Consider the following 22,076-nt stretch of genomic DNA (forward strand, 5'->3'; position numbering starts at 1 on the left):
CGCTTTCCGGGTCGTTAGAGGGCCCCGAGGACGGTGAGGTCCTCCAGGGGGTCGATGATGCTGCACGTGCCGAAAGAACGGAACCGGGCTCTGATCTCGGCCTGTTCGAGGTCGGACAGGGCGGCGATACGGGCGGCCAGTGCGCGACCGTCCCGGTCGGCCAGGGCCGCTTCGGCGTCGGCCGCCGACCCCGCGTTCAGCAGGGTATGGGTGGCCAGCAGGACGTTGAGGAATCCGTGCTGTTCGAAGCCCTCGTCGGTGGTGTGGCGGACGGCGTGGTGCAGTCCGGCCGTGCACTTGAACGGGACCCCGGCGGTGATGGCCGCCCAGAGCAGGTCGGCCAGTTCGGCCTCGGTGGGATGGGCCTCGGCCTTCACCCCGCCGGTGCGGAACTTGGCGTTGGCGCCGGTGCCGGCCAGGGCGGCGATGTCGGCGCCCGCCTTCACTCCTCGGGCCACCTCGACGTAGCCGACCGCGCCGCCCGGCAGTGCCTTGGTGAGCGCGGTGGCGGTGTCGGAGGCCTCGCCCGGTGCGGCGGCGACCTCCATGCCGACCAGGTTCAGGACCGGGTCGACGCCGAGCGAGTCGAGGGCGCCGGGTACGTCGTCGGCGCCACCGGGGACGGTGATGACCACGTCCAGCGGTTCGGACGCTGGTTCCTCGCGGGCCAGGACGGCGCGCAGTTCACCCACGCGACCGCCCGAGACCAGGAAGGGACCCACGTAGCGGGCACGCCCGGACGCGCGGTGCTCCCGGTGCGCGGGCAGGGCCTGGCCCATGGGCGCGTTGCCGGGTGGGAACAGCGCGGCGTCGTCGAACAGGCCTCGGTAGAGGACGTCACCCATGCCTTCTCCCGTCACTTGTCCCGCCGGCCCTTGGACCAGGTCCAGGCGTAGACGCCGTCGTCGACGGCGACGCCGCCCTCGCCCAGGTCCAGGGGTCGGAAGGTGTCGACCATGACGGCGAGTTCGTCGAAGGCCTGCACGCCGACGCTGCGCTCGTAGGCGCCGGGCTGGGGGCCGTGGGAGTGCCCGCCCGGGTGCAGGGAGATGGAGCCCTGCCCGATGCCGGACCCCTTGCGGGCCTCGTAGTCGCCGCCGCAGTAGAACATGACCTCGTCGGAGTCGACGTTGGAGTGGTAGTAGGGCACCGGAATGGAAGCGGGGTGGTAGTCGACCTTGCGGGGCACGAAGTTGCAGATGACGAAGTTGTTGCCCTCGAAGACCTGGTGGACGGGCGGCGGCTGGTGGACGCGGCCGGTGATGGGTTGGAAGTCCTCGACGTTGAACGCGTACGGGTACAGGCAGCCGTCCCAACCCACGACGTCGAAGGGGTGGGTGGGGTAGGTGTAGACGGTGCCGGAGATGCCGCCGGGGCCGTCGCCTCGGTGCTTGATGAGCACGTCGACGTTCTCGCCCTCGGCCAGCAGTGGTCCCTGGGGGCCGCGCAGGTCGCGTTCGCAGTAGGGCGAGTGCTCCAGGAACTGGCCGTAGCGGGACAGGTAACGCTTGGGCGGGGCGATGTGGCTGTTGGCCTCGATGGCGTAGGCGCGCAGCGGTTCGTCGCCGGTGGGCACCCAGCGGTGGGTGGTGGCCCGGGGCAGGATGACGTAGTCGCCGCGGCCCACCTCCAGCACACCGAAGACGGTCTCCACGCGGGCGGTGCCGGATTCGACGTAGACGCACTCGTCGCCGATGCCGTTGCGGTACAGGCGCGAGGGCGCCCCCGCCACGACGTAGGAGATGCGCACGTCGTCGTTGCCCATGACCAGGCGGCGGGACTCCACGACGTCGGCGGCCTTCCACTCCTGGCCCTGGAAGAGGTCGTGGAGCTTGAGGTGGCGAGGGATCATCGGGGCGTTGCGCTTGCGGGACTGGTCGGGGACCTCCCACTCGGCGGCGTCGACGATGGCCGACGGGATAGCCCGGTGGTAGAGCAGGGAGGAGTCGGCGGAGAAGCCCTCCTCCCCCATGAGCTCCTCGTAGTACAGGCCGCCGTCGGGGTTGTGGTGCTGGGTGTGACGGGTGCGGGGCACCTCGCCGACCTGGCGGTAGTGGGCCATCGTCGTCCTCCTGGAGTTCGTGGGTCTGCTGGTGGGATGCCCGGGCGGGCGGTGTCCTACGTCAGGGCGGTGGACCACGCGGGCGCGGTCTCGGTGACGGCCCGGCCCAGGGCCGTGCCTACGGCGGCGCGCACGGCGTCGGTGTCGGTGCCGGCGACGACCGCGGCGACGTGGGCGTCGGGGCGGATCAGCCACACCTGCCCGGGCTCGGGGGTCAGGGCCTGGCACAGGGCACCGGTGGGATCGACGTCGACCAGGTGGTGGGTGGCGACCGGGGCGGGGGTGGCCCGGGAGGCGATGGTGTGCACGGCGGCGCGCAGGGTCTCGGCGTCGGTTCCCTCGGGGGCGGGGCCCAGCAGCAGGGTGAGGCCTTCGCGCAGCAGGGGTCGCAGTCGGATGAGGTCGGGTCGCTCGGCCAGGGCCAGCGGCACGTCGGGCAGGATCACGCCGGGGCAGGGCGTGGGCGCCTGACCGCGCGGGGGTCGACCGCCGAAGGGCCGTTCGGGGCAGGGTGTGGTGAGGGTCGAGTCGCAGTACCAGAACGGTTCGGCCAGGCGCCCGGAGTCGACCTTCGGGTGGACGTCGGGGTCGGTGAGGGCGCGCTGGAGCACTTCCAGGCGCATCCGGTGATCGGCCTCGTCGTGGGGGACGAGGAAGCGCATGGTGGCGCTGGTGATGTCGGCGTTCTCCAGGGCGGCGGCGTGACGTTCGGTGTGGTAGCTCTCCAGGAGCGTCTCGTCGGCCCACCCGTGGCGGACGTAGGCGATCTTCCAGGCGGCGTTCTCGACGTCCTGGACCCCGGAGTTGAGGCCGCGGGCGCCGAACGGGGCGACCAGGTGGGCGTTGTCCCCGGCGAGCAGGACCCGGCCTCGGCGCATGCGGTCGGCCACCCGGGTGTGGAAGCGGTACACCGAGTGCCACACGATCTCGTAGGGGGTCTCGCCCACGATCTGGCGGATGCGGGCGTCGAGGCGGCCGCTGGACTCCTCGGTCTCCAGGTCGAAGTCGGCGGGGACCTGCCAATCGATGCGGAACACCGAGTCGGGACAGGGGTGGATGAGGACCTGTCGGCCGGGGTTCCACTCGGGGTCGAAGTAGAAGCGGCGTTCGCGTTCCCAGTCGCCCAGGTCGGCGCGGATGTCGCAGATGAGGAAGCGGTCGTCGAAGCTGGTGCCGGTGAAGTCCACGCCCAGTGCCTCGCGGACGACGCCGCCGTGGGCGCCCAGGCAGGAGATCGCGTGGGAGCCGCGCAGGCGGACGGGTCCGTGCGGGGTGGCGCACTCGACGTTGACACCGTGTTCGTCCTGGTCCAGGCCGGTGACCTCGTGGTTCCAGCCGATGACGATCCCGGCCTCGGCGAGGAGGTCGTCGAGGACCTCCTCGGTGCGGGACTGGGAGAGGTTGACGAAGGAGGGCAGGGAGGAGGCTCCCGGGTCGGGCAGGCGCACGCTGAACAGTTCGTGGCCCTGGTAGAAGGTGCGAGCGGTGTTCCAGGTCAGGCCTTCTTCGGCGATGATGCCGCCGCCGAGCCATTCCCACACGTCCAGGACGTCGCGTTGCTGGCAGATGGCCTTGGAACCGACCGCGTCGCGCCCGGGGCGGGCGTCGACGATCCGTACGGGGACCCCGCGTCGGGCGAGCAGTAGGGCCGCGGTCTGTCCGACCGGTCCCGCGCCGAGCACCAGGACGGGGTCGGTGGTGGGGTCCGCGGGTGGTCGGGGCGCCGGGGGGTGCGGCATGGTGGGCTCCGTATCTCGGGGCGCCCCGTACGGGCGCGGTGGATGGTGGAGAGGGAGGGTCAGTCCTGCAACTGATCCCAGACCTGGCGGTCGCGCTCCGCGGTCCAGATGACGGGTCGTTCGATGCCGGAGAACTCGTCCCACAGGCGCGAGACGTCGAAGGGCAGGCAGTGCTCGAAGATGGGCCAGTGGCCGTAGTCGTCGACCAGCGCGACGTGGGTGGCGGTGAAGGCCTCCTTGAGGGTGCCGCCGCGTTCGTGGACGGCGCCGACCTCGCGGATCATCACGTCGAGGAAGTTGCGGGTCTGTTCGATGGCGGCGTCCACCTCGGCGCGGCCGCGGCTGACGGCGCCGCGTCCGCCGACGAGCATCTCGGCCTGGAGGGCCTTGACGTTGTCGAGGGTGGCGCCGGCCCAGTCCTTGTGGAAGGCGTCGCCGGTGTAGAGGGCGGCCTGGGCCTCGACGAGGTCGCCGGCGAAGAGGATCTTCTGTTCGGGCAGCCAGGCGACGATGTCGCCCTCGGTGTGGCCGCGTCCGAAGTACTGCAGGACGAGTTCGCCGCGGTCGCCGCCCAGGTCGATGGTGGTGCGGTCGGCGAAGGTCTGGGTGGGCCAGGTCAGGCCGGGCACGGAGTCGGCGTCCTTGGCCAGGCGCGGCATGCGGCCGAACTCGCTGTCCCAGTCCTCCTTGCCGCGTTCGCGGATGAGTTCGTGGGTCTTCTCGTGGGTGAGGATGATGGTGGCGTCGAAGGCGCTGGCGCCCAGGACGCGGACCGCGTGGTAGTGCGAGAGCACCAGGTAGCGGACGGGCTTGTCGGTGTGCTCGCGCAGTTTGGCGAGCCATTCCCCGGCGGCGGTGGGGGTGGCCAGTGCCTCGAAGGCCACGACGAAGTCCTCGCCCTCGATGGCGCCCACGTTGGGGTCGCCCTCCGCGGTGAGGGCGTAGACGCCGTCGGCCAGGACTTCGAGGGTCTGTTCCTTGGCCTGGGTGTCGGCGGAGGAGGCGAACGGCTTGGCTGCCATGGTCGAAGGGCCCTTCACTCGTCGCGGACGGCTCGAACCGCCCAAATGATCAAATGTTTGATGAATCTGACCATAACGTGTCGCGCACCACAGCACCATGGGTCCCAGACCCCAAGCATCGGTGACGCGGCTCACAGAAGCAGGCTACTCCTTCGCCCTTCGAGCGCCGATCCACGACGTGCCCGCCACCGCGACCGAGAACGACCCGACGAAGGGCCGAGTTATAGGCTGGCCGTCGTGACTCACAACACCGCACCCCCCGACGAGCTCACCTTCTGGTCATTCGTGGACTACGCGGTGCACAAGGCCGAACGCGAGCTTCCCTCCGTCAACGCCGAGGCCATGCGCATGATCCTCACCCTCAACCGGGCGACGAGCATGGTCGTCTACGACCTGGAGTCCTCGGTACACCGCCCACGGGGTTGGACCTGGCCGGGCTTTCGTGTGCTCTTCGCGCTCTGGCTCGCCGGACCCATGGAGGCCAAGACCACCGCCCAGATCTCCGGCATGAGCCGCGCTGCTCTGTCCGCCCTGCTCAACACCCTGGAACGGGACGGACTGCTCTCCCGCGAACGCGCCACCCACGACCGGCGCGCGCTCCAGCTCAGCCTGACCGAGGCCGGCTACGGGGCGATCCTGGGCGTGTTCCGCGCGCACAACCGCCGCGAGAGCGCCTGGGCCGAGGCCCTCGAACCCGAGGAACGCCGCGAACTGGTCCGCCTGCTCAACAAACTCATGGCCGGCTCCACCGACGCACAGGCCAAGTTCCGCAACTGACCGGGCCGGCCCGACCGAGAAGGGGCCACTCCCGACCGGATCGGCCCTTGAAGCGCTCCCCTTGCCCTGTGACCATGCCTCCCATGGACCAGACGGCACAGCGCCTGCAAGAGGCGCAACGGGAGTTCTCCGCGCACGGCACCTACGTCAACACCGCCACCCACGGCCTGACGCCCCACCCGGCGAGTCGGGCCCTCCAAGAGCACATCCACGAGGTGGCCACGGGGCGGTTCTCCGCCGGTGCCCAGGACCCGGGCATCGAACGCGCCCGCGCCGCCTACGCCCGCCTGACCGGACTCACCCCGGACCGCGTGGCCATCGGCACGCACACCTCCCAGTTCACCGGAACGGTCGCCGCGAGCCTGCCCGCCGGGTCCGAGGTCCTGGTCGCCGAGAACGAGTTCAGCTCCACCGTGCACCCGTTCTCCGTCCGCTCCGAACTACGGGTGCGCGAGGTACCCCTGGACCGACTGCCCGACGAGGTGCGCCCCGACACCGCGCTGGTGGCGGTCTCGGCGGTCCAGTCCGCCGACGGTGCCCTGGCCCCGCTGGACGATCTCGTCGTGGCCTGCGCCGACCACGGCGCCCGGACCCTGGTGGACACCACCCAGTCCACGGGTTGGCTGCCCAGCGACGACGATCGGTTCGACTACGTGGTGTGCAGCGCCTACAAGTGGCTGTTGGGCACCCGGGGTTCGGCGTTCCTGTCCGGGACCACCGAGGCGCTGAGCGAACTGCGACCCCTGGCCGCCAACTGGTACTCGGCCGTGGATCAGTGGGACTCGCTGTACGGGGCCGCGATCGAACACGGCACCGAGGCGAACCGCCTGGACATGGCACCGGTGTGGCCGGCGTTCGTCTCCCTGGAACACTCCCTGGCCCTGATCGAACGGGTGGGAGTGCCGGCCATCCACGAGCACGACGTCGCCCTGGCCGACCGGTTCCGCGCCGAGGCGGGTCTGGAAGGCAAGGGATCGGCGATCGTTTCGCTGCCCGCGCCGGAGGGCGCGGCCGAGCGTCTGGCCGAGGCGGGTATCGCGGCGGCCGTGCGCGATGGCCGACTGCGGGTGGCGTTCCACCTGTACAACACCGATACCGACGTGGACCGCCTGTTGGAGGTCCTGGCCGACCCGCGCTGAGGCCGGCGGCACCGGCCGGGAACCGTCAGGGCTCCCAGACGGCGCCCTCGGGCAGGGGATGTTCCAGGGCGCGCATCCGCCGCAACACCCGCAGCAGGCGGGCGGCGGCCGGCCCCAGGGTCCGGTGTTCGGGTACGACCACGCTGATGCGGCGTTCGGTCACCGGACCCTGGAGCGGCACCCGCGCGTGTTCGGCGAAGCCCATCAACGGCAGGGTGAGCGCGGGCAGGGCCGAGACCCCGATTCCCGCGCCGATCAGACCGCCCACGGTGGAGATGTTGCCGGCCTGGATCAGGTGCGGCTCGTCCACGCCCGAGTCGCGTAGGGCGTCCTCCACGACCCTGCGGACACTGGAGTCCCCACCGGTGACGACGAAGGGCTCGGCGGCCAGTTCGGCCCAGGTGGTCTCGTCCCGCTCCGCGAGGTGGTGCCCCGGTGGCAGGACCGCCAGGAAGCGGTCACGGACCAGGGCCGAGGCGTGGAGTCCCGGACGGAGCCGGCCCACGGCCACCAACGCCAGGTCGCTCTCGCCCGCCTCCAACCGGTCCAGGGCCGACTCGGCCATGCCGTCAAGGACGTGCACGTCGACCTCGGGGGCCTCCTCGCGCAGGCGCACGATCGCCGGGGGCAACAGGGTGGCCGCCAGGGAGGGCAGGGTCGACACGGTGACCGTGCCGCGATCACCTCGCAGGTAGCGTTCCAGGCCGTTCATCTCCGCCCGGTGCCGGGAGAGCAGGCGTTCGGCCACCGCGAGCACCTCCTCGCCCTCGGGGGTGCAGCGCACCCTGCGGGTGGTGCGCTCCAGCAGGGACACGCCCAGGCTCCGCTCCATCGACTTCACGGTGCGGCTCAGGGAGGACTGGGCGACGTGGAGCCGTTCGGCGGCCTCGGTGAAACTCCCGCGACGGGCGACGGTCGCGAAGACCTCCAACTGCCTCAGCGTTAGATCCATGCTCTCAGAGCATAGGTCAATGCCCGATCGATGCTGGACAGGCAAGGACGACCAGGGCGAACATGGCGCGTGTGGCCCGCGCCACAACCCCCTGGAAGCCGAGGAGCCGACCGCATGTTGACCGTCATGGGATTCGCGACCATCGCCGTGGTGCTCGCGCTGTTGTTGTCCAACCGCGTGGGCGCGGTGGTCGCCCTGATCGGGGTACCCGTCGCCGCGGCGTTCCTGATGGGTTTCGGTCCCGACGAGGTCGCGGAGTTCGCGACGGCGGGCATCGGCGGGGTCGCCGCGACCACGGCCATGTTCGTCTTCGCCATCCTGTACTTCGGGGTGATGCGCGACGCGGGCCTGTTCGACCCCATCGTCCGCCGGGTGCTGCGGTTCGCTGGCGACAACCCGGTGACCATCGCGGTGGCCACGGTGGTGTTGGCGATGGTGGCCCACCTGGACGGGGCCGGGGCCACCACGTTCCTCATCACCATCCCGGCGATGCTGCCGCTCTACGACGCGCTCGGCATGCGACGCGTGGTCCTGGCCGCGCTCACCGGCCTGGGCGCGGGAATCATGAACTTCGTCCCCTGGGGCGGACCGACCGCGCGGGCCGCGACCGCCAGCGGGATCCCCGCCAACGACCTGTGGGTCCCGCTGATCCCCGCCCAGATCATCGGCATGATCACCTGCGTGGCCATCGCCTACTACCTGGGGGTGCGCGAGCGGAACCGGCTCCGCGCGGTCCCGACCGAGGAACGGGCGCCGAGTCGCGTGGGCGGCGGCGACCACACCGCGAGCGGAGCGGCGGAGCAGGCCCCCGTCTACGAGTCCGAGAACCCCGAACTGCTGCGCCCGCGCCTGTACCGGCTCAACGCGCTGCTGACCCTGGCGACCGTGGGCGTGCTCATCTCGGGGGTGCTGCCGCCTGAGCTGGTGTTCATGCTCGCCCTGGTCGTCGCGCTCGTCCTGAACTACCCCGGCATGAAGGAGCAGACCGCCCGCATCGACGCCCACGCCAAGGGCGCGATTCTCATGGCCAGCACCCTGCTGGCCGCCGGGGTGTTCCTCGGGGTCATGGAGGAGAGCGGGATGATCGACGCGATGGCCCAGGCCATGACCGGGGCGATGCCCACCTTCCTCGGCCCGGGTCTGCCGCTGCTCATCGGGGTCCTCGCGGTGCCCATGAGCCTGCTCTTCGGACCGGACGCCTACTACTTCGCCGTGATGCCGGTGCTGACGGCCGTGGGCGCGGAATTCGGGGTGGAACCGTCGCACGTGGCCCAGGCCTCCATCACCGGTCAGGAGACCGTGGGCTTCCCGATCAGCCCGATGACCGGTTCCTTCTACCTGCTGGTGGGGCTGAGCGGGGTCTCCATCGGCTCGCACATCCGCTTCCTGTTGCCGTGGGCCTGGCTGGTGAGCCTGGTGGTCTTCGGCGCGGCGGTGGCCACGGGCGTCATCCCGCTCTGGGTGTCCTGACCCCGCGCGGAACCGAACACACGTACCGATACCGAAGGAGTGCACGTGTCCGAAGTCGTCCGTATCGGCTGTGGGGCGGGGTTCGCGGGCGACCGCCTCGAACCCGCCGTCGACCTGGTGGAGCGCGGCGCGCTCGACACGCTGGTCCTGGAGTGCCTGGGCGAGAGGACGGTGTCGTTGGCGTCCCTGCGCGCCACCGACGGTTCCGGCCCCGGCCACGACCCGCTGTTGCGCAGACGCCTGTCGTCGTTGTTGGAGCCCCTGGCCCGCCGGGGCACCCGGTTGGTGACCAACGCCGGGGCGGCCGACCCGATCGGCGCCGCGCGCATGGCCCGCGAACTGGCCCTCGAACTGGGTGTGTCGCCCAGGATCGCGGCGGTCACCGGTGACGACGTGCTGGACCGGATCGACCTTTCGGCGCCGGCCTGGGAGGACGGCCGCCCTCTGGAGGAACACGGCGAGTTGGTCTCGGCCAACGCCTATCTGGGGGTCGACGCCCTACTGCCCGCGCTGCGCGGGGGCGCCGACGTCGTCATCGCCGGGCGGGCCGCCGACCCCTCCCTGTTCCTGGCGCCGCTGCTGGACTCCCTGGGGTGGGACCCTCGGGACGAGGAGCCGATGGCGGCGGGAACGCTGGTGGGGCACCTGTTGGAGTGCGCCGGTCAGGTCACCGGCGGCTACTTCGCCGACCCGGGTGTCAAGGACGTCCCGGACCTGGCGAACCTGGGGTTCCCGCTGGCCGAGGTCTCCCGGGACGGTACGGCGGTGATCACCAAGCTCCCCGGGACGGGCGGGCGGGTGGACCGGTGGACCGTGACCGAGCAGCTGACGTACGAGGTCACCGACCCCACCGCCTATCTGACCCCGGACGTGACCCTGGACCTGACCGGGGTGCGGCCCGAGGAGGTCGGAGCGGACCGGGTGCGGGTGTCGGGGGCGCGCGGCCGTGCGCGGCCGGAGCGGCTCAAGGTGAGCGTGGGGTACTGGGCGGGTTTTCGCGGCGAGGGCGAGATCTCCTACGCCGGGCCCGGGGCTCGGGCGCGTGCCCGGCTGGCCGGTGAGGTGGTGCGCGAACGGTTGCGCGGACTGCTTCCGGTGCGGGTGGACCTCGTCGGTGGCGGGGACGACCCCGCCGAGGTCGGTGAGTGCAGGCTGCGGGTGGCGGGACTGGGCGCGGACCGGACCATCGCCCAGGCCGTGGAGGAGGAGGTCACCGCGTTGTACACGTGCGGGCCGGCCGGTGGCGGCGGGGTCCGCACCCGCGCCTCGGAGGTGATCGGGATCCTGTCGACCACGGTGGGACGCGACCTGGTCGAGCCCCGCACCACCTATGTCGGGGAGGGAACGGTATGAGCGTGGTCCTGCGCGAGATCGCGCACACCAGGGCCGGGGACAAGGGCAACCTCAACACGATCGCGGTCATCGCCCGGCAGGAGCGCTGGTACCCGGTGTTGTGCGCGGGCCTGACCCCGGAGCTGGTGCGCGAGGTGTTGTCCGATCGGGTGCGCGGCCCGGTGGAGGTACACCGTATGGACGACGTGCACGCCCTGATCGTGGTGTGCGCGCGGGCGTCCGATGACACGGTGACCACGTCCCCGCACACGGACACCCACGGCAAGACGTTGGGGTCGGTGCTCTCGGCGGCCCGGGTTCCGTTCCCCGAGGAACGGGACCGGGCCTGACGGGGTGGCCGCTCAGGAGGCCTTGGTGATAACGAAGACGGGGATGTGGCGGTCGGTCTTCTTCTGGTAGTCGGCGTAGGGCGGGTAGGCGGCCACGGCCCGGTCCCACCAGCGGCCCCGTTCGTCGCCCTCGACCTCGCGGGCGTGGGCGGCGAAGGGCTCGGGGCCGTCCTGGAGGGCGACCTCGTCGGGGGCGGCGCGCAGGTTGTGCACCCAGGCCGGGTGGGTGGGAGCGCCGCCCTCGGAGCCGATCACGGCGTACTCGCCGTCGTGTTCGACCCGCATGAGGGCGGTCTTGCGCACGTCGCCGCTCTTGCGGCCGCGGGTGGTGAGGATGATGACGGGCATGCCGGTGTCCATGAGGGTGTTGGCCTCACGGCCGCCGGTGCGCTCGTACTGCTCCACCTGGTCCCTGGTCCGTTGGGAGGCGCTGGGCCGGTACTCGCCTTCGAGGATCTGCTTGGTCATGTCGCTCCCTGGGTCGGTGGTCGGGCCGATCCGATGGTGGCACGTGTGCGCGTCGGCGGTGGGACACGACATGCCCACCGGGGGAGGCGGACGCTCAGAACCCCACCCCGCGCGGTGGTGACCGTTCCCGGTGCGGGGCGGTGTCCGCGTATCCCTCCCCGCTTCTTAGAAGACGACGCCGCAGAAGGGCGCGTCGGTGCGGTGCAGGGCGGTGTCCAGGCGCTCGACGGTGCCCGGGGTGTGCTCGGTGATCAGGCCGGCGTTCAGGTAACCGGTGAGCGGGATCTGCCCCAGGTGGGCCGCACCCAGGTGGGAGGCGTCCAGGGCCAGGTCGGCGGCGGCCTCGGTGGCCTCCACGTGGGCGCCGTCGGTGTCGGCCTTGACCCGCCAGCGGCCGGCGTTCCAGGGGGCGTAGCGGTCGGTGACCTCCAGGACCGTTTCGAAGGGCGCCTTGTAGGTGCGTTCGCGCAGCGCGCCGGGCACGTCCACCAGGCGCACCCACAGGGAGTTCTGCGGGGTGAGACGGGCGCGTTCGGGGTCGACCAACAGGTGCGGGATCGGGGTGTCGGCGGGCAGCTCGTGGAAGGTCACCGTGGCGGTCAGGTCCCGGTTGAACAGGTGTTCCAGCAGGGCCACCCGGGCGGTGGGGGTGGTGGCGGTGAACTCCAGGACGTGCACCTGCCCCTGGGACCCGTCCGACCCCCAGTCGGCCTTGGCGCGGTACAAGGCGTATCCGAGCGGGGCGTGGCCGGCGTAGACCACCACGGCCATCAACGGACTCTGGTCGCGGCGCTGCTTGGGGCCGTCGCGCAATTGCTTGTCCCACCACGCCTGGGAGCGTTGGAACTGTCCCAGTTGGACGGCGGCGACCTCGCGGTGCACGCGTTCCAGGTCCGCGCGGACCGATTCGGGGTCGGACAGGATGACGCGCAGGTTCGGGTCACGCGGCGCGTCGGCGCGCAGCACGGTGTGGCGGCGGTGGACCGTCAGCGAGGTCTCGATGGCGGACAGGCCATAGCCGAAGCGTCCGTAGATGGAACCCTCGGAGGCCCACAGGGCGGCGTGGTGGACCCCGGACTCGTGGATCTCGGTGAGCTGGCGGCGCATGAGGGAGCTGAGCACGCCCTGGCGGCGGTGGGTGGGCCACACGCCCACGCCGGTCACTCCGGCGACCGCCCGGGGACCGCCGGGCAGGGTCATCTCGTAGGGGAAGTGGTTGGTGGAACCGACCACTTCCTCACGCCCCTCGCGGTCGTCCACCGCGTACAGCACCCGGTCGTAGCCCTCGGCGTCGTGCAGGGGCCGCATGCGCTCCAGCATGGACTCCGGGGACTCGTCGGCCAGGAGTGCCAGGCCGACGACCCGGGCCACCTCGGCGAAGTCGTCGCGGTCCCCGTGGCGCACGGTCCACGCGCGCGGGGCCCCGTTCATGGGTACGGCCTGCTGGTTCTTCGTCATGGTCGATGACTATCAGGCCACGGGAGATGACGGCCACCGCTTTTTCCGGCGCTGGTCGGGCGAGTAAGGGGGCCGGGGTCGGGGCACCCTCTGTTCGTGACGACACGACGAAATCCTCTCTCCTCCTCCCCCGCCCTGGTCGTAGGGGTGGACGCGGGGGGCACCACCACCCGTGCCCTGGTGACCACCCTGACCGGTGAGCGGCGGGGCGAGGCCCGGTCCGGGGGCGCCAACCCCAACACCCACGGTCCCGAAAGGGCCGCGGAGCAACTGACCGAGGCGATCGGCACCGCGTTGGACCGGTCCGGTACCGGAGCCCGGGAGGCCGTGGCCGCCACCGTCGTCGGACTGGCCGGGGTGTCCGGACTGCGCGAGGAGGCCGTCCGCGCCCGGATGGATCGGGCGATGACCAAGGCGGGGCTGACCCCGAGCGCCGTGCGCTTCATCGGTGACGACGTGGTGGCCTTCGCCTCGGGCACGCCCGAACGCGACGGCACCATCCTCATCGCCGGAACCGGGGCGATCGCCACCCGGATCGAGGGGCGACGGCGCGCCCGGTCGGCGGACGGGATGGGGTGGCTGATCGGCGACGAGGGGTCGGCGTTCTGGATCGGGCATCAGGCGGCCCGAGAGACCGCCCGGCAGTTGGGGATCGGCGGTGAGCTCAGTCCCCTGGCGCGCTCCATCGCCAAGAGGGTCATCCCCGGCCAGCGCCCCAACGGGCCCGACCACCTGCCCGAGGAGCACGCCCGCAACTTCGCCCGGACACTGACGGCCGGCCCGCCGATCGCCCTGGCCGAGTTCGCGCCGCTGGTCACCGAGGCCCACCACCAGGGCGACGCCGCCGCGCAGGTGATCGTGAACGCGGCCGCCGGTCACCTGGCCCAGTCGGTGCACCAGGTGCGTGTTCCGGGTGAACGGTCGCCGGTGGTGTTGGCCGGCGGGGTGCTGGCCCGATCCGCTCCGGTGCGTGAGTCGTTGACGCACAAGCTCACCCTGGGCACGGCCTCGCCGGTGCTGGGAGCGGGCTGCACCGCGGGCGGCGCGGCCTGGGTGGCGGCGCTGTGGGCCGGCGCCGACGAGCACGACGCCCGATTGCACACCGCGTTCACGGTTCCCACCTGATGGAAGCCGGTTTGCCCGGTTCGGTCGTGGTGGCCTACGGTGTCCTTGGTTAGGTTCACCTAACCTGAGCGAGAGGGGGCGCCGTGTCGGAGCGGCCATCACGTCCGAAGCAGGTCGTACACACCGGTCGGGTCGAGCGCGTGGAGCGCCTGACCCCGCACATGATCCGGGTCGTACTGGGCGGTGAGGGACTCGCCGCTTTCGACACCAACGGCTCCACCGACAGCTACGTGAAGCTGCTGTTCCCCGCGCCCACCCCGCAGGACCCCGAGACCTTCGACCTGGAGGCCGCGCGCGCCGAGCTGCCCCGGGAGCAGTGGCCGGTCACCCGCACCTACACCGTGCGTTCCTGGGACCCGGCCGCGCGTGAGATGAGCATCGACTTCGTCCACCACGGCGACCTCGGGTTGGCCGGGGTGTGGGCCGCCGGTGCCCGCCACGGGGACCGGCTGCGTTTCCTGGGCCCCGGCGGCGCCTACGCCCCCGACCCGGAGGCCGCCTGGCACCTGTTGGCCGGGGACGAGAGCTCCCTTCCCGCCATCGCCGCCGCCCTGGACCACCTGCCCGAGGGCGCCATCGCGCACGTGTTCCTGGAGGTGGAGAACACCGCCGAGGAGCAGAAGCTCACCGAGGGCGAGAACGTGCACGTGCGGTGGCTGCACCGCGGCGACGCCACCCCCGGATCGTTGCTGGTCCCGGCCGTGCGGGAACTGGAATTCCCCGACGGCCGGGTGCACGCGTTCGTGCACGGCGAGGCGGGTTTCGTACGCGACCTGCGCCGAATGCTGCGGGTGGAGCTGGGTCTGGCCAAGGAACAGCTCTCGATCTCCGGGTACTGGAGGCTGGGCCGTAACGAGGACGGCTGGCAGGCCTCCAAGGCCGAGTGGAACAAGAGTGTGGAGGCCGAGGAGGCCGCCGCGCTCCAGGGCTGAGCCCCTGCCCTGGGCGCCTCACACGTCGAGCGCGTCCAGGGCCGCCAGGTAGCCCTCGTTGAAGGTGGGGAACTGCGGGATGGAGTCGCGCAGCGCCTCCACCGGCAGCCTCATCCGGATCGCCAGGGCCGCGGTGTGGATCCACTCCGCGGCCAGCGGCCCGAACGCCCAGGCTCCCACCAATACCCCGTGCTCGCGGTCGGCGACCAGCCCGAGGTGGCCGACCGGATCGGTGGCGTAGGTCCAGGGACGGGCCAGCGCCTCGGTGAGGTCGACCTCGGAGGTGACCACGTCCACGCCCGCCTCGCGCGCCTGTTCCTCGGTCAGGCCCACGGCGGCGATCTCGGGGGTGGAGAAGACCACGCGGGGCACGGCCGTGTAGTCGGCGGTGCGCGGGGAGCCGAGGACACCGTCGGCCGCGATCCGCCCCTGGTACTTGGCCACGTGGGTGAACATCGCGCGCGCGTTGACGTCGCCCACCGCCCACAGTCCCGGGGCCACCCGACAGTGCTCGTCGATGGGCAGCGCCGACCCGTCCATCTCCACGCCCAGTTCGGCCAGGCCGAGCTCGTCTCCTCGGGGACGTCGTCCGGTGGCCAGTACCACCACGTCGGTGCGCACCTTCGAGCCGTCGGAGAGGGTGGCCAGGACACCGTCACCATCCCGGCGCACGGACTCGACCTGGGCACCGGTGCGCACGTCCACACCGTCGGCCTCGAACCGTTCGGTGATGAGGGCGCACAGCCGCGGATCCTCGCGGTCCAACAGCCGTGATCCGCGCTGGACGATCGTCACCTTGGTGCCCATCCCGGCCAGGAAGGCGCCCAACTCGACACCGACGGCGCTGCCACCGATGACCAGGGCGCGGGGCGGGATCTCGGTGAGGGTCGTGGCCTCACGGTTGGTCCACACCAGGTCGGGACCCAGGTCGTCCAGTCCGTCCACCGGCGGGCGCACCGCGCTGGAGCCGGTGGCCACCACCACGTGGTCGGCGGTCACCTCGGTCTCGCCCACCGCCACCCGCCAGGGGTCGCGGCCCACCACCCTGGCGACGCCGCGCAGGACCCGGGCGCCGCGTTCGCGGTAGCCCTCGACCTGCTTGGAGTCGTCCAGGTGGCGGATCATCTGGTCGCGGTGATCGCGCAGGGCCGACCAGTCCAGGTCGGGAGTGGTGGTCCCGGCCGCTTCGGTGGCCTCCGCGCGCACCTCGGGGGCGCGCAGCAGAACCTTGGTGGGGATGCACGCCCAGTAGCCGCATTCACCGCCGATGAGTTCGCGTTCGACCACCCCCACCCGGCGTCCCTCGGTGAGCAGCCTGTCGGCCACCACCTCTCCCCCGGGTCCCATGCCGATGACGATCGCGTCCAGGTGTTCCATGGTCTCTGTTTCCGCCCTCTGGTCGGTGGTCTCACCCGATGCTCCCTCCGAGCCGGGTCGGTGGGAAGACCGACACGCGATTCTCCTCTCCGCGCGGGCGAAACCGCCAGGGGCGGCGGATCGCGCGGGCGCTGTGGACGGCCCAACGGCCGTCCACACGGGTGAGGCGGATCGGGTGGTCGAAGCAGGCGCCGATCCCTTCGCCGGTCAGGACCCCCTCGACCGGGCCCGCGGCCTGGCGGGTCCCCTCGCGCAGCAACAGCGCGTGCGTGGTGCCGGGCGGCAACTCCTCCAGGTGGTGGGTGACCAGGACCGTGGCCGGCTCGGGACAGGTGTACTGGAGGGTGTCGATCCGTTCGATGAGCTGTTCGCGTCCGGCCACGTCCAGGCCGGTGGCGGGTTCGTCGAGCAGCAGCAGGCGCGGGTCGGGCATCAGGGCGCGGGCGATGAGCGCGCGTCCCCGCTCCCCCTGGGACAGGGTGGTCCAGGGGGCGTCGACGCGGTGGGCGAGCCCGAGCAGGTCGATCAGGTGTTCGGCCCGGTCGGCCTCTTCGGTATCGGGTGTCCATCGGGGCGGCCACGCGGTGGTGTTGGACAGGCCCGTCAGCACGACCTCGCGCAGCGCCAGCGGCCCGTCGGGGGTGTGCCTCGGATTGACGTGGCCGATGTGGGAGCGCAGTTCGCGCAGGTCCACCCGACCCAGGCGGTGGCCGAGCACCTCCACGGTGCCGCGGGTGGGGTGGGAGAGCGCGCCCAGCAGACCGAGCAGGGTGCTCTTGCCGGCGCCGTTGGCACCCAGCAGCGCCCAGTGCTCCCCGGCCCGGACGGTCAGGGAGATCCCGCGCAGGATCGGGTTCCCGCCGCGTACGAAGTCCACGTCGACGGCGCGTACGACCGGGGGCGCGTGGTCGTCGGCGGTGTCTTCGTGGCGGGTGAGGAGCAAGGATTCGGGCTGCGACATGTGCCGCACCCTAGAGCACGGCGGATTAGGGTGGGGAATCGCGGTCGGCAACTCGGTTCGCGTCCGGAAGGGAACCGCCTCTCAGGCGCACGCTCATGACCTCGTTCGATGTTCTGCTCGTCCTCGACCTCCTCGGGGTCTTCGCGTTCGCCCTCGACGGCGCCCTGACGGCGATCCGTTCCGCCCGGGTCGACATCGTGGGGGTGATGGTCCTGGGGGTGGTGACCGCCATCGGCGGCGGCATCATCCGCGACGTCCTGTTGGGCGACACCCCCGCGACCTTCCAGGACTGGCGTTACCTGGTGGTCGCGTTGACGGGGGCGACGTTGGCGTTCTTCCTCAACCGCCAGCTCACCCACCTGAGCAAGCCCATCCTGTTGTTCGACGCGGCGGGGCTGAGCCTGTTCGCGGTGATCGGATCGACCAAGGCCCTGGAGTACGGGTTCGGGCCGATGCAGGCGGTGATCCTGGGGGTGATCACCGGGGTGGGCGGCGGTACCCTGCGCGACGTGATGCTCAATCGGGTGCCGACGGTGCTCAGCGCCAACTCGCGCCTGTACGCGATCCCGGCGATGCTCGGCGCGGGGATCGTGGTCGTCGGGAACCTGTTCGGCTTCGCGGCCTGGTGGGTGGCCGTGGTGGGCGCCCTGATGTGTTTCGGTATGCGGATGATGTCGCTGCGCTACCGCTGGAACGCGCCCAGGCCGCCCGGATCCCCGCCCTTGTAGCCTCCTCAGCCGGTGGGTTCGACGATGATCTGCCACAGGTGGCCGTCCAGGTCGGCGCAGACCGCCGAGTGACCCCACGGGTGGTGTTGGGGCGGGGTGACGACCTCACCCCCCGCCTCGGTGACCCGGTCCACGACCTGTGCGACGTGGTCCTCGGTGGGGACCGCCATGCTCAGCAGACACTCGCTGGTTCCGGGTCGGGCGATCTCACGGCCGTCCCCGACGACCCAGCCGAACCCTCCGGTGGGGACCAACATCAGCAGCGCCTGGTCGTTGAGTCGGAACTGTAGGGGCTCGGGCACCCCGTCCTCGGCGGGTTCGCCGACGAGCTCGAAACCGAAGGCGTCGCGGTAGAACACCATCGCGCTCATCCGGTCGGCGATGGGAAGGCTGAGGACGAGCAGACCCGCGGGTGTGGTCACGATGGCTCCTGGTCGTTCGGGGATTACATGGTCACCCGTACCGACCCCCGCGCGGCGTGGAACTCATCGCGTGTCGAGGTCGGTTTCGGGTGCGGTTCCTCGGGTGGGCGGTGTGCGGGCCGCGACGCGGCGCAGGGTGGCGAGCATGGCCGGGACCGGTTCGGGCGGGCGGCGGCGGTGCACGGTGTAGATCTCGCGGGCCAGGTCCACGCCGCGCAGGGGTCGGCTCACCCACCCGCCGCCGCGGGCGGCGCCCAGGATGCTCCCGGGGATGAGCGCGATGCCCACACCGGCCTCGATCAGGGCCAGGGCCACCTCGTAGTCGCGGGTCTCGTAGGCCACGGTGAGGTGGACCCCGGCGGCGGCCGCCGCGATGTCCAGACTCACCCGGTTGTGGATGCCCGGGGCGCCGCAGATCCACTCCTCCTCGGCCAACTCGGACAGGCTCATCTCGGTGTCGGCCACGGTGTGTCCGACGGGGGCCACCACCATGAGCGGGTCCACCAGGAGGCGTTCGCGTCGCAGGCCACCGGCGCGGGGCAGCGGCACCCCGGGGTAGCGGTGGGTGATGAGCAGGTCCAGGTCCCCGGAGGCGACCAGGTCGTGGCCGCCGGGTGGTTCGATGTCGGACAGCGACAGTCGCACGTGGGGATGTTCGTGGCCGAACACCGCCAGTGTCTCGGGCAGCAGGACCTTGCCGGCGCTGGCGAAGGCGCCGAGGGAGAGCCGGTCGGGGCGTTGTCCGGCGGCCTCGCGCACTGCCGCCTCGGCGTCGCGCAACTCCCCCAGGACGCGCTCGCCGTGTTCGAGCAGGACCTGTCCGGCCCGGGTGAGGGTGGCGCCGGTGCGGCCCCGTTCGACCAGGCGGCAGCCGAGTTCGCGTTCGAGTTTGGTGAGCTGTTGGGACAGGGCGGGCGGGGTGAAGGAGAGCCGTTGGGCGGCGGCCGTGATCGATCCGGCGTGCGCGATCTCCACCAGGATCCGCACCCGGTTGGCGTCCAGCATCCGGCCCTCCTCGCGCTCAGACAAAAGTTGACACAAAGTTGTGCTTAATGATCTTTAGCAGACCCAACTTTAAGTTAACCGCCGGTAGCGACAGAGTGGGAACATGAGCACCATGACCGCGCCCGCAGTACCCACGGCCACCGACGTCCGTGCAGCCGCCGAACGCATCGCCCCGCACGCCCGGCGCACTCCGGTGATGCGCACCGAACTGGACGGACGTCCCCTCACCCTCAAGTTGGAGCACCTCCAGCGCACCGGGGCCTTCAAGCTCCGCGGGGCGCTCAACGCGCTTCTGGGCGGCGAACCCACCGACCGGGTCATCACCGCCTCTGGCGGCAACCACGGTCTGGGGGTGGCCACCGCCGCGAGCATCCTGGGCGTGCGGGCCACGGTGTACGTGCCCGAGACGATCCCCGAGGCCAAGGCCGCACCGCTGGAGGCCACCGGCGCCGAGATCGTCCGGCTCGGCGAGCACTACGCGGTGGCCGCCGAGGCCGCCCGCGAGCGGGCCGACTCCGAGGGGGCACGCTACCTGCACGCCTTCGACGACGCCCTGGTGGTGGCCGGACAGGGCACCATCGGTCTGGAGGTGGTCGACGACGTGCCCGACTGCGACTCGATCGTGGTGGCCGTGGGCGGAGGCGGATTGGCCGCGGGGGTGCGCCTGGGCGCGGGCGGCCGTCGTGTGGTGGGCGTGGAGCCGCAGGGCTGCCAGAGCATGCACGCGGCGTTGGCCGCCGGGGAGCCGGTGAGCACCCCGGTGGAGTCGGTGGCCTCCTCCGCCCTGGGCGCCTCCACCCTGGGGCGGGTGCCCTTCGAGGTGTTGCGCGCCGAACCCATCACCCCGGCGTTGGTCTCCGACGCCGAGATCATCAGCGCGCAGACCCGCCTGTGGGAGGAATTCCGCATCGCCACCGAACCGGCCGCCGCGGTGCCCTTCGCCGCCTGGCTGGCCGGACGGGTCCCGGGCGAGAACCCGTGCCTGGTGGTGTGCGGGGCCAACGCCGACTGGCGACCGATCGGCTGAACACCACGATGGCCGGTGGGTGACCTGGAGCACTCTTTCGAGCGCGCGCGTTTCATTACCCATCGGTCACCCTTACATTGGGTTCGGCCGTCCCTCGCTCACGGCGTCCGACCCCATGACTAGGGAGAACACACGTGCTCTACGGTGCGTTGCGGCAGACCGCTGCGGTCCTCGCCCGGACCCTGTGCCGCCCGACCATCGAGGGCCGTGACAACGTCCCCGCCACCGGGCCGGTGATCCTGGCCGGCAACCACCTGTCGTTCGTGGACAGCGTCGTCATACCGTTGTCGGTCACCCAGCGTCGGGTCCGGTTCCTGGCCAAGTCGGACTACTTCGAGACCCCCGGGGTCAAGGGTCGTCTCACCAAGACGATGTTCGGCGCGCTGGGCGCCATGCCGGTCCGCCGAGGCAACGCACGCGACGCCATGATGTCGCTGGAGATGATGTTGGGCCGGCTCAACGACGGGGAGGCCTGCGTGGTCTACCCCGAGGGCACCCGCTCGCGGGACGGGCGTCTGTACCGGGGCCGCACCGGAGTGGCGCACCTGGCGTTGGAGTCCAAGGCCGTGGTCGTGCCGGTCGGGCTCAGCGGTACCCAGGAGGTGCAGCCGATCGGTGCGAACATGCCGCGCCCGCGCCGGTTCACCGTGCGGTTCGGCGAGCCGTTGGACTTCTCCACCGGGTTCGATCACCTGGCCCCGGGCAAGGCCCGTCGGGTCATCACCGACCGGATCATGGACTCCATCGGCGACCTCACCGGCCAGGAGCGCGCCGGCACCTACAACGAACACGACGCCGGCGACTAGGCACCCGCCGGCCCATCGAAGACGTACAGGTGGGGCGGGTGCGGGATCGGCGGGGTGAGCGCCAGGGTGAGCGCGCCCTCGACCGACCCTCCCTCGGGGGTCGCGAACTCGGTCTCGGGCATGCGACGCAGCACCTCGGCGCGCATCGGCCCCAACACGGTCTCGCCCACCGAGAAGAGCCCGCCGCCCCAGGATAGGCGCCGAGCCAGCCCGGGTGCGGCGGCCGCCACGGCGGCCCGGCCCAGGTGCGTGCCCGCCTCCTGCCAGATCCTTCGGGCCACGACGTCCCCGCTTCGCGCGGCGGCGGCCACGTCGGGGGCGAAGCCGGCCAGGACGGTGGCGGCGTCCGCCGCCGAGGCCGCGTAGACCCGGTGTTCCAGCGCGCTCACGCTGCCAAAGCGTGCGGTGAGGTGGCTCGACAAAGTCGACGAACCACCGCGTCGGCCGTCGTGGGCACGCAACGCGGCCTGGAGTCCCTCCCGTCCCACCCAGGCTCCCCCACCATGGTCGCCGAGCAGGATCCCCCACCCGTCGGCGCGGCTCCAGGTGCGTTCCAGGTCCGTGCCGAGCGCGACCGCGCCGGTGCCGGCCGCGACCACCACGCCGGGCCGGCCGCCCAGGGCTCCGACATGGGTGGTCACCGAGTCCCCGGCGAGCACCACGGTGCCCACCGGTACTCGCCCCCGCAGGCCTCGGACCAACTCACCGGGGTCGGGGACCAGATCGGGCAGGCCGGTCATGCCGATGGCCACCCGGTCGAACACCGGGGCGGCCCGGGTCAGGAGCGTGGACAGGCGTGCGGCCAACCTGTCCAGGTCCAGCCCCCTCTCCCCTCGGGGCGCCGGAACGTCCTCTCCGGAGCGGACCTTGCGGTCGCCGTCGTGGACGAGCACACGGATCCCTCTGCCGCCCACGTCGATACCG

Annotated in this window: 22 protein-coding genes; 10 read left to right on the forward strand and 12 right to left on the reverse strand. The window is 71.7% G+C overall.

Features of this window, described 5'->3' with window-relative positions; all coding sequences use genetic code 11:
- Nucleotides 1-14: 14 nt before the first annotated feature.
- From ACWGKS_RS08725 to ACWGKS_RS08740, 4 genes are read right to left on the reverse strand one after another with little or no spacing between them, the layout of a single operon-like run.
- Nucleotides 15-845 (reverse strand): hypothetical protein, encoded by an 831-nt coding sequence (locus ACWGKS_RS08725; RefSeq protein WP_087101759.1) that lies wholly within the window; start codon nucleotides 843-845, stop codon nucleotides 15-17.
- An 11-nt stretch (nucleotides 846-856) separates the two neighbouring features.
- Nucleotides 857-2,062 (reverse strand): homogentisate 1,2-dioxygenase, encoded by a 1,206-nt coding sequence (locus ACWGKS_RS08730; protein WP_087101761.1) that lies wholly within the window; start codon nucleotides 2,060-2,062, stop codon nucleotides 857-859.
- Between the two features lie 56 nt (nucleotides 2,063-2,118).
- The gene (locus ACWGKS_RS08735; RefSeq protein WP_358506120.1) at nucleotides 2,119-3,801 is read right to left on the reverse strand and encodes an FAD-dependent monooxygenase; all 1,683 of its coding nucleotides are present in this window, start codon (nucleotides 3,799-3,801) and stop codon (nucleotides 2,119-2,121) included.
- Nucleotides 3,802-3,860: 59 nt separating this feature from the next.
- The gene (locus ACWGKS_RS08740) at nucleotides 3,861-4,823 is read right to left on the reverse strand and encodes an MBL fold metallo-hydrolase (RefSeq protein ID WP_087103500.1); all 963 of its coding nucleotides are present in this window, start codon (nucleotides 4,821-4,823) and stop codon (nucleotides 3,861-3,863) included.
- 237 nt (nucleotides 4,824-5,060) lie between these two features.
- Here ACWGKS_RS08740 and ACWGKS_RS08745 point away from each other — a divergent pair, with 237 nt between their 5' ends.
- Together ACWGKS_RS08745 and ACWGKS_RS08750 are read left to right on the forward strand one after the other, a co-directional pair.
- A complete protein-coding gene (locus tag ACWGKS_RS08745; protein WP_087103498.1) occupies nucleotides 5,061-5,600 on the forward strand; it encodes a MarR family winged helix-turn-helix transcriptional regulator in 540 nt (179 codons plus the stop codon).
- Nucleotides 5,601-5,683: 83 nt separating this feature from the next.
- A complete protein-coding gene (locus ACWGKS_RS08750) occupies nucleotides 5,684-6,739 on the forward strand; it encodes an aminotransferase class V-fold PLP-dependent enzyme (RefSeq protein ID WP_358506125.1) in 1,056 nt (351 codons plus the stop codon).
- A gap of 25 nt (nucleotides 6,740-6,764) precedes the next feature.
- On the opposite strand, the gene ACWGKS_RS08755 is transcribed toward ACWGKS_RS08750, so the two are convergent.
- On the reverse strand, nucleotides 6,765-7,691 hold the full coding sequence (locus ACWGKS_RS08755) for a LysR family transcriptional regulator (protein ID WP_358506128.1): 927 nt from the start codon (nucleotides 7,689-7,691) through the stop codon (nucleotides 6,765-6,767).
- Nucleotides 7,692-7,805: 114 nt separating this feature from the next.
- Here ACWGKS_RS08755 and ACWGKS_RS08760 point away from each other — a divergent pair, with 114 nt between their 5' ends.
- The 3 genes from ACWGKS_RS08760 to ACWGKS_RS08770 are packed head-to-tail and all read left to right on the forward strand — an operon-like array spanning nucleotide 7,806 to nucleotide 10,843.
- The gene (locus ACWGKS_RS08760) at nucleotides 7,806-9,161 is read left to right on the forward strand and encodes a CitMHS family transporter (RefSeq protein ID WP_358506131.1); all 1,356 of its coding nucleotides are present in this window, start codon (nucleotides 7,806-7,808) and stop codon (nucleotides 9,159-9,161) included.
- A gap of 45 nt (nucleotides 9,162-9,206) precedes the next feature.
- Complete coding sequence (locus tag ACWGKS_RS08765; RefSeq protein WP_358506134.1) at nucleotides 9,207-10,514, forward strand: acyclic terpene utilization AtuA family protein; 1,308 nt, start codon at nucleotides 9,207-9,209, stop codon at nucleotides 10,512-10,514.
- Nucleotides 10,511-10,843, forward strand: coding sequence for an AtuA-related protein (locus ACWGKS_RS08770; RefSeq protein WP_358506137.1), 333 nt, complete (start codon nucleotides 10,511-10,513; stop codon nucleotides 10,841-10,843). Before ACWGKS_RS08765 ends, ACWGKS_RS08770 begins: the two co-directional genes overlap by 4 nt.
- 12 nt (nucleotides 10,844-10,855) lie before the next feature.
- Here ACWGKS_RS08770 and ACWGKS_RS08775 read toward each other — a convergent pair whose 3' ends face one another.
- Nucleotides 10,856-11,311 (reverse strand): nitroreductase family deazaflavin-dependent oxidoreductase, encoded by a 456-nt coding sequence (locus ACWGKS_RS08775; RefSeq protein ID WP_358506140.1) that lies wholly within the window; start codon nucleotides 11,309-11,311, stop codon nucleotides 10,856-10,858.
- 165 nt (nucleotides 11,312-11,476) lie between these two features.
- Entirely contained in the window at nucleotides 11,477-12,769 is a 1,293-nt protein-coding gene (locus ACWGKS_RS08780) for a GNAT family N-acetyltransferase (RefSeq protein ID WP_087103482.1), read from the reverse strand.
- Nucleotides 12,770-12,916: 147 nt separating this feature from the next.
- On the opposite strand from ACWGKS_RS08780, the gene ACWGKS_RS08785 reads away from it, so the two are divergent.
- Together ACWGKS_RS08785 and ACWGKS_RS08790 are read left to right on the forward strand one after the other, a co-directional pair.
- Nucleotides 12,917-13,894, forward strand: a complete 978-nt coding sequence (locus ACWGKS_RS08785; RefSeq protein ID WP_358506222.1) for an N-acetylglucosamine kinase — start codon at nucleotides 12,917-12,919, stop codon at nucleotides 13,892-13,894.
- An 83-nt stretch (nucleotides 13,895-13,977) separates the two neighbouring features.
- A complete protein-coding gene (locus ACWGKS_RS08790) occupies nucleotides 13,978-14,826 on the forward strand; it encodes a siderophore-interacting protein (protein ID WP_358506143.1) in 849 nt (282 codons plus the stop codon).
- Nucleotides 14,827-14,844: 18 nt separating this feature from the next.
- Here ACWGKS_RS08790 and ACWGKS_RS08795 read toward each other — a convergent pair whose 3' ends face one another.
- Together ACWGKS_RS08795 and ACWGKS_RS08800 are read right to left on the reverse strand one after the other, a co-directional pair.
- Nucleotides 14,845-16,203: a dihydrolipoyl dehydrogenase family protein gene (locus ACWGKS_RS08795; protein WP_358506146.1), complete on the reverse strand. Its 1,359-nt coding sequence runs from the start codon at nucleotides 16,201-16,203 to the stop codon at nucleotides 14,845-14,847.
- A 31-nt stretch (nucleotides 16,204-16,234) separates the two neighbouring features.
- The gene (locus ACWGKS_RS08800) at nucleotides 16,235-17,164 is read right to left on the reverse strand and encodes an ABC transporter ATP-binding protein (protein WP_358506149.1); all 930 of its coding nucleotides are present in this window, start codon (nucleotides 17,162-17,164) and stop codon (nucleotides 16,235-16,237) included.
- Nucleotides 17,165-17,259: 95 nt separating this feature from the next.
- Here ACWGKS_RS08800 and ACWGKS_RS08805 point away from each other — a divergent pair, with 95 nt between their 5' ends.
- Nucleotides 17,260-17,892, forward strand: a complete 633-nt coding sequence (locus ACWGKS_RS08805; RefSeq protein WP_358506151.1) for a trimeric intracellular cation channel family protein — start codon at nucleotides 17,260-17,262, stop codon at nucleotides 17,890-17,892.
- A 5-nt stretch (nucleotides 17,893-17,897) separates the two neighbouring features.
- On the opposite strand, the gene ACWGKS_RS08810 is transcribed toward ACWGKS_RS08805, so the two are convergent.
- Together ACWGKS_RS08810 and ACWGKS_RS08815 are read right to left on the reverse strand one after the other, a co-directional pair.
- On the reverse strand, nucleotides 17,898-18,314 hold the full coding sequence (locus ACWGKS_RS08810; protein WP_358506154.1) for a VOC family protein: 417 nt from the start codon (nucleotides 18,312-18,314) through the stop codon (nucleotides 17,898-17,900).
- 63 nt (nucleotides 18,315-18,377) lie between these two features.
- Nucleotides 18,378-19,319, reverse strand: a complete 942-nt coding sequence (locus tag ACWGKS_RS08815) for a LysR family transcriptional regulator (RefSeq protein WP_358506157.1) — start codon at nucleotides 19,317-19,319, stop codon at nucleotides 18,378-18,380.
- Between the two features lie 103 nt (nucleotides 19,320-19,422).
- Here ACWGKS_RS08815 and ACWGKS_RS08820 point away from each other — a divergent pair, with 103 nt between their 5' ends.
- Together ACWGKS_RS08820 and ACWGKS_RS08825 are read left to right on the forward strand one after the other, a co-directional pair.
- Nucleotides 19,423-20,346, forward strand: coding sequence for a threonine/serine dehydratase (locus ACWGKS_RS08820; protein WP_358506160.1), 924 nt, complete (start codon nucleotides 19,423-19,425; stop codon nucleotides 20,344-20,346).
- 134 nt (nucleotides 20,347-20,480) lie between these two features.
- Nucleotides 20,481-21,152, forward strand: coding sequence for a lysophospholipid acyltransferase family protein (locus ACWGKS_RS08825; protein ID WP_358506163.1), 672 nt, complete (start codon nucleotides 20,481-20,483; stop codon nucleotides 21,150-21,152).
- Here the strand turns inward: ACWGKS_RS08825 and ACWGKS_RS08830 are convergent.
- On the reverse strand, nucleotides 21,149-22,045 hold the full coding sequence (locus ACWGKS_RS08830; RefSeq protein WP_452522224.1) for an N-acetylglucosamine kinase: 897 nt from the start codon (nucleotides 22,043-22,045) through the stop codon (nucleotides 21,149-21,151). The two genes, ACWGKS_RS08825 and ACWGKS_RS08830, sit on opposite strands and share 4 nt — an antisense overlap.
- Nucleotides 22,046-22,076 lie beyond the last annotated feature (31 nt).

It is taken from the genome of Nocardiopsis sp. NPDC055879 (genome assembly GCF_053615935.1).

What these genes read in the sequence shown, in the direction of transcription:
- ACWGKS_RS08770 (WP_358506137.1), top strand. Translation starts at nt 10,511, where the DNA reads ATGAGCGTGGTCCTGCGCGAGATCGCGCACACCAGGGCCGGGGACAAG.
- ACWGKS_RS08805 (WP_358506151.1), top strand. Translation starts at nt 17,260, where the DNA reads ATGACCTCGTTCGATGTTCTGCTCGTCCTCGACCTCCTCGGGGTCTTC.
- ACWGKS_RS08760 (WP_358506131.1), top strand. Translation starts at nt 7,806, where the DNA reads ATGTTGACCGTCATGGGATTCGCGACCATCGCCGTGGTGCTCGCGCTG.
- ACWGKS_RS08725 (WP_087101759.1), bottom strand. Translation starts at nt 845, where the DNA reads ATGGGTGACGTCCTCTACCGAGGCCTGTTCGACGACGCCGCGCTGTTC.
- ACWGKS_RS08750 (WP_358506125.1), top strand. Translation starts at nt 5,684, where the DNA reads ATGGACCAGACGGCACAGCGCCTGCAAGAGGCGCAACGGGAGTTCTCC.
- ACWGKS_RS08730 (WP_087101761.1), bottom strand. Translation starts at nt 2,062, where the DNA reads ATGGCCCACTACCGCCAGGTCGGCGAGGTGCCCCGCACCCGTCACACC.
- ACWGKS_RS08755 (WP_358506128.1), bottom strand. Translation starts at nt 7,691, where the DNA reads ATGGATCTAACGCTGAGGCAGTTGGAGGTCTTCGCGACCGTCGCCCGT.
- ACWGKS_RS08780 (WP_087103482.1), bottom strand. Translation starts at nt 12,769, where the DNA reads ATGACGAAGAACCAGCAGGCCGTACCCATGAACGGGGCCCCGCGCGCG.
- ACWGKS_RS08795 (WP_358506146.1), bottom strand. Translation starts at nt 16,203, where the DNA reads ATGGAACACCTGGACGCGATCGTCATCGGCATGGGACCCGGGGGAGAG.
- ACWGKS_RS08800 (WP_358506149.1), bottom strand. Translation starts at nt 17,164, where the DNA reads ATGTCGCAGCCCGAATCCTTGCTCCTCACCCGCCACGAAGACACCGCC.
- ACWGKS_RS08775 (WP_358506140.1), bottom strand. Translation starts at nt 11,311, where the DNA reads ATGACCAAGCAGATCCTCGAAGGCGAGTACCGGCCCAGCGCCTCCCAA.
- ACWGKS_RS08820 (WP_358506160.1), top strand. Translation starts at nt 19,423, where the DNA reads ATGAGCACCATGACCGCGCCCGCAGTACCCACGGCCACCGACGTCCGT.
- ACWGKS_RS08815 (WP_358506157.1), bottom strand. Translation starts at nt 19,319, where the DNA reads ATGCTGGACGCCAACCGGGTGCGGATCCTGGTGGAGATCGCGCACGCC.
- ACWGKS_RS08735 (WP_358506120.1), bottom strand. Translation starts at nt 3,801, where the DNA reads ATGCCGCACCCCCCGGCGCCCCGACCACCCGCGGACCCCACCACCGAC.
- ACWGKS_RS08740 (WP_087103500.1), bottom strand. Translation starts at nt 4,823, where the DNA reads ATGGCAGCCAAGCCGTTCGCCTCCTCCGCCGACACCCAGGCCAAGGAA.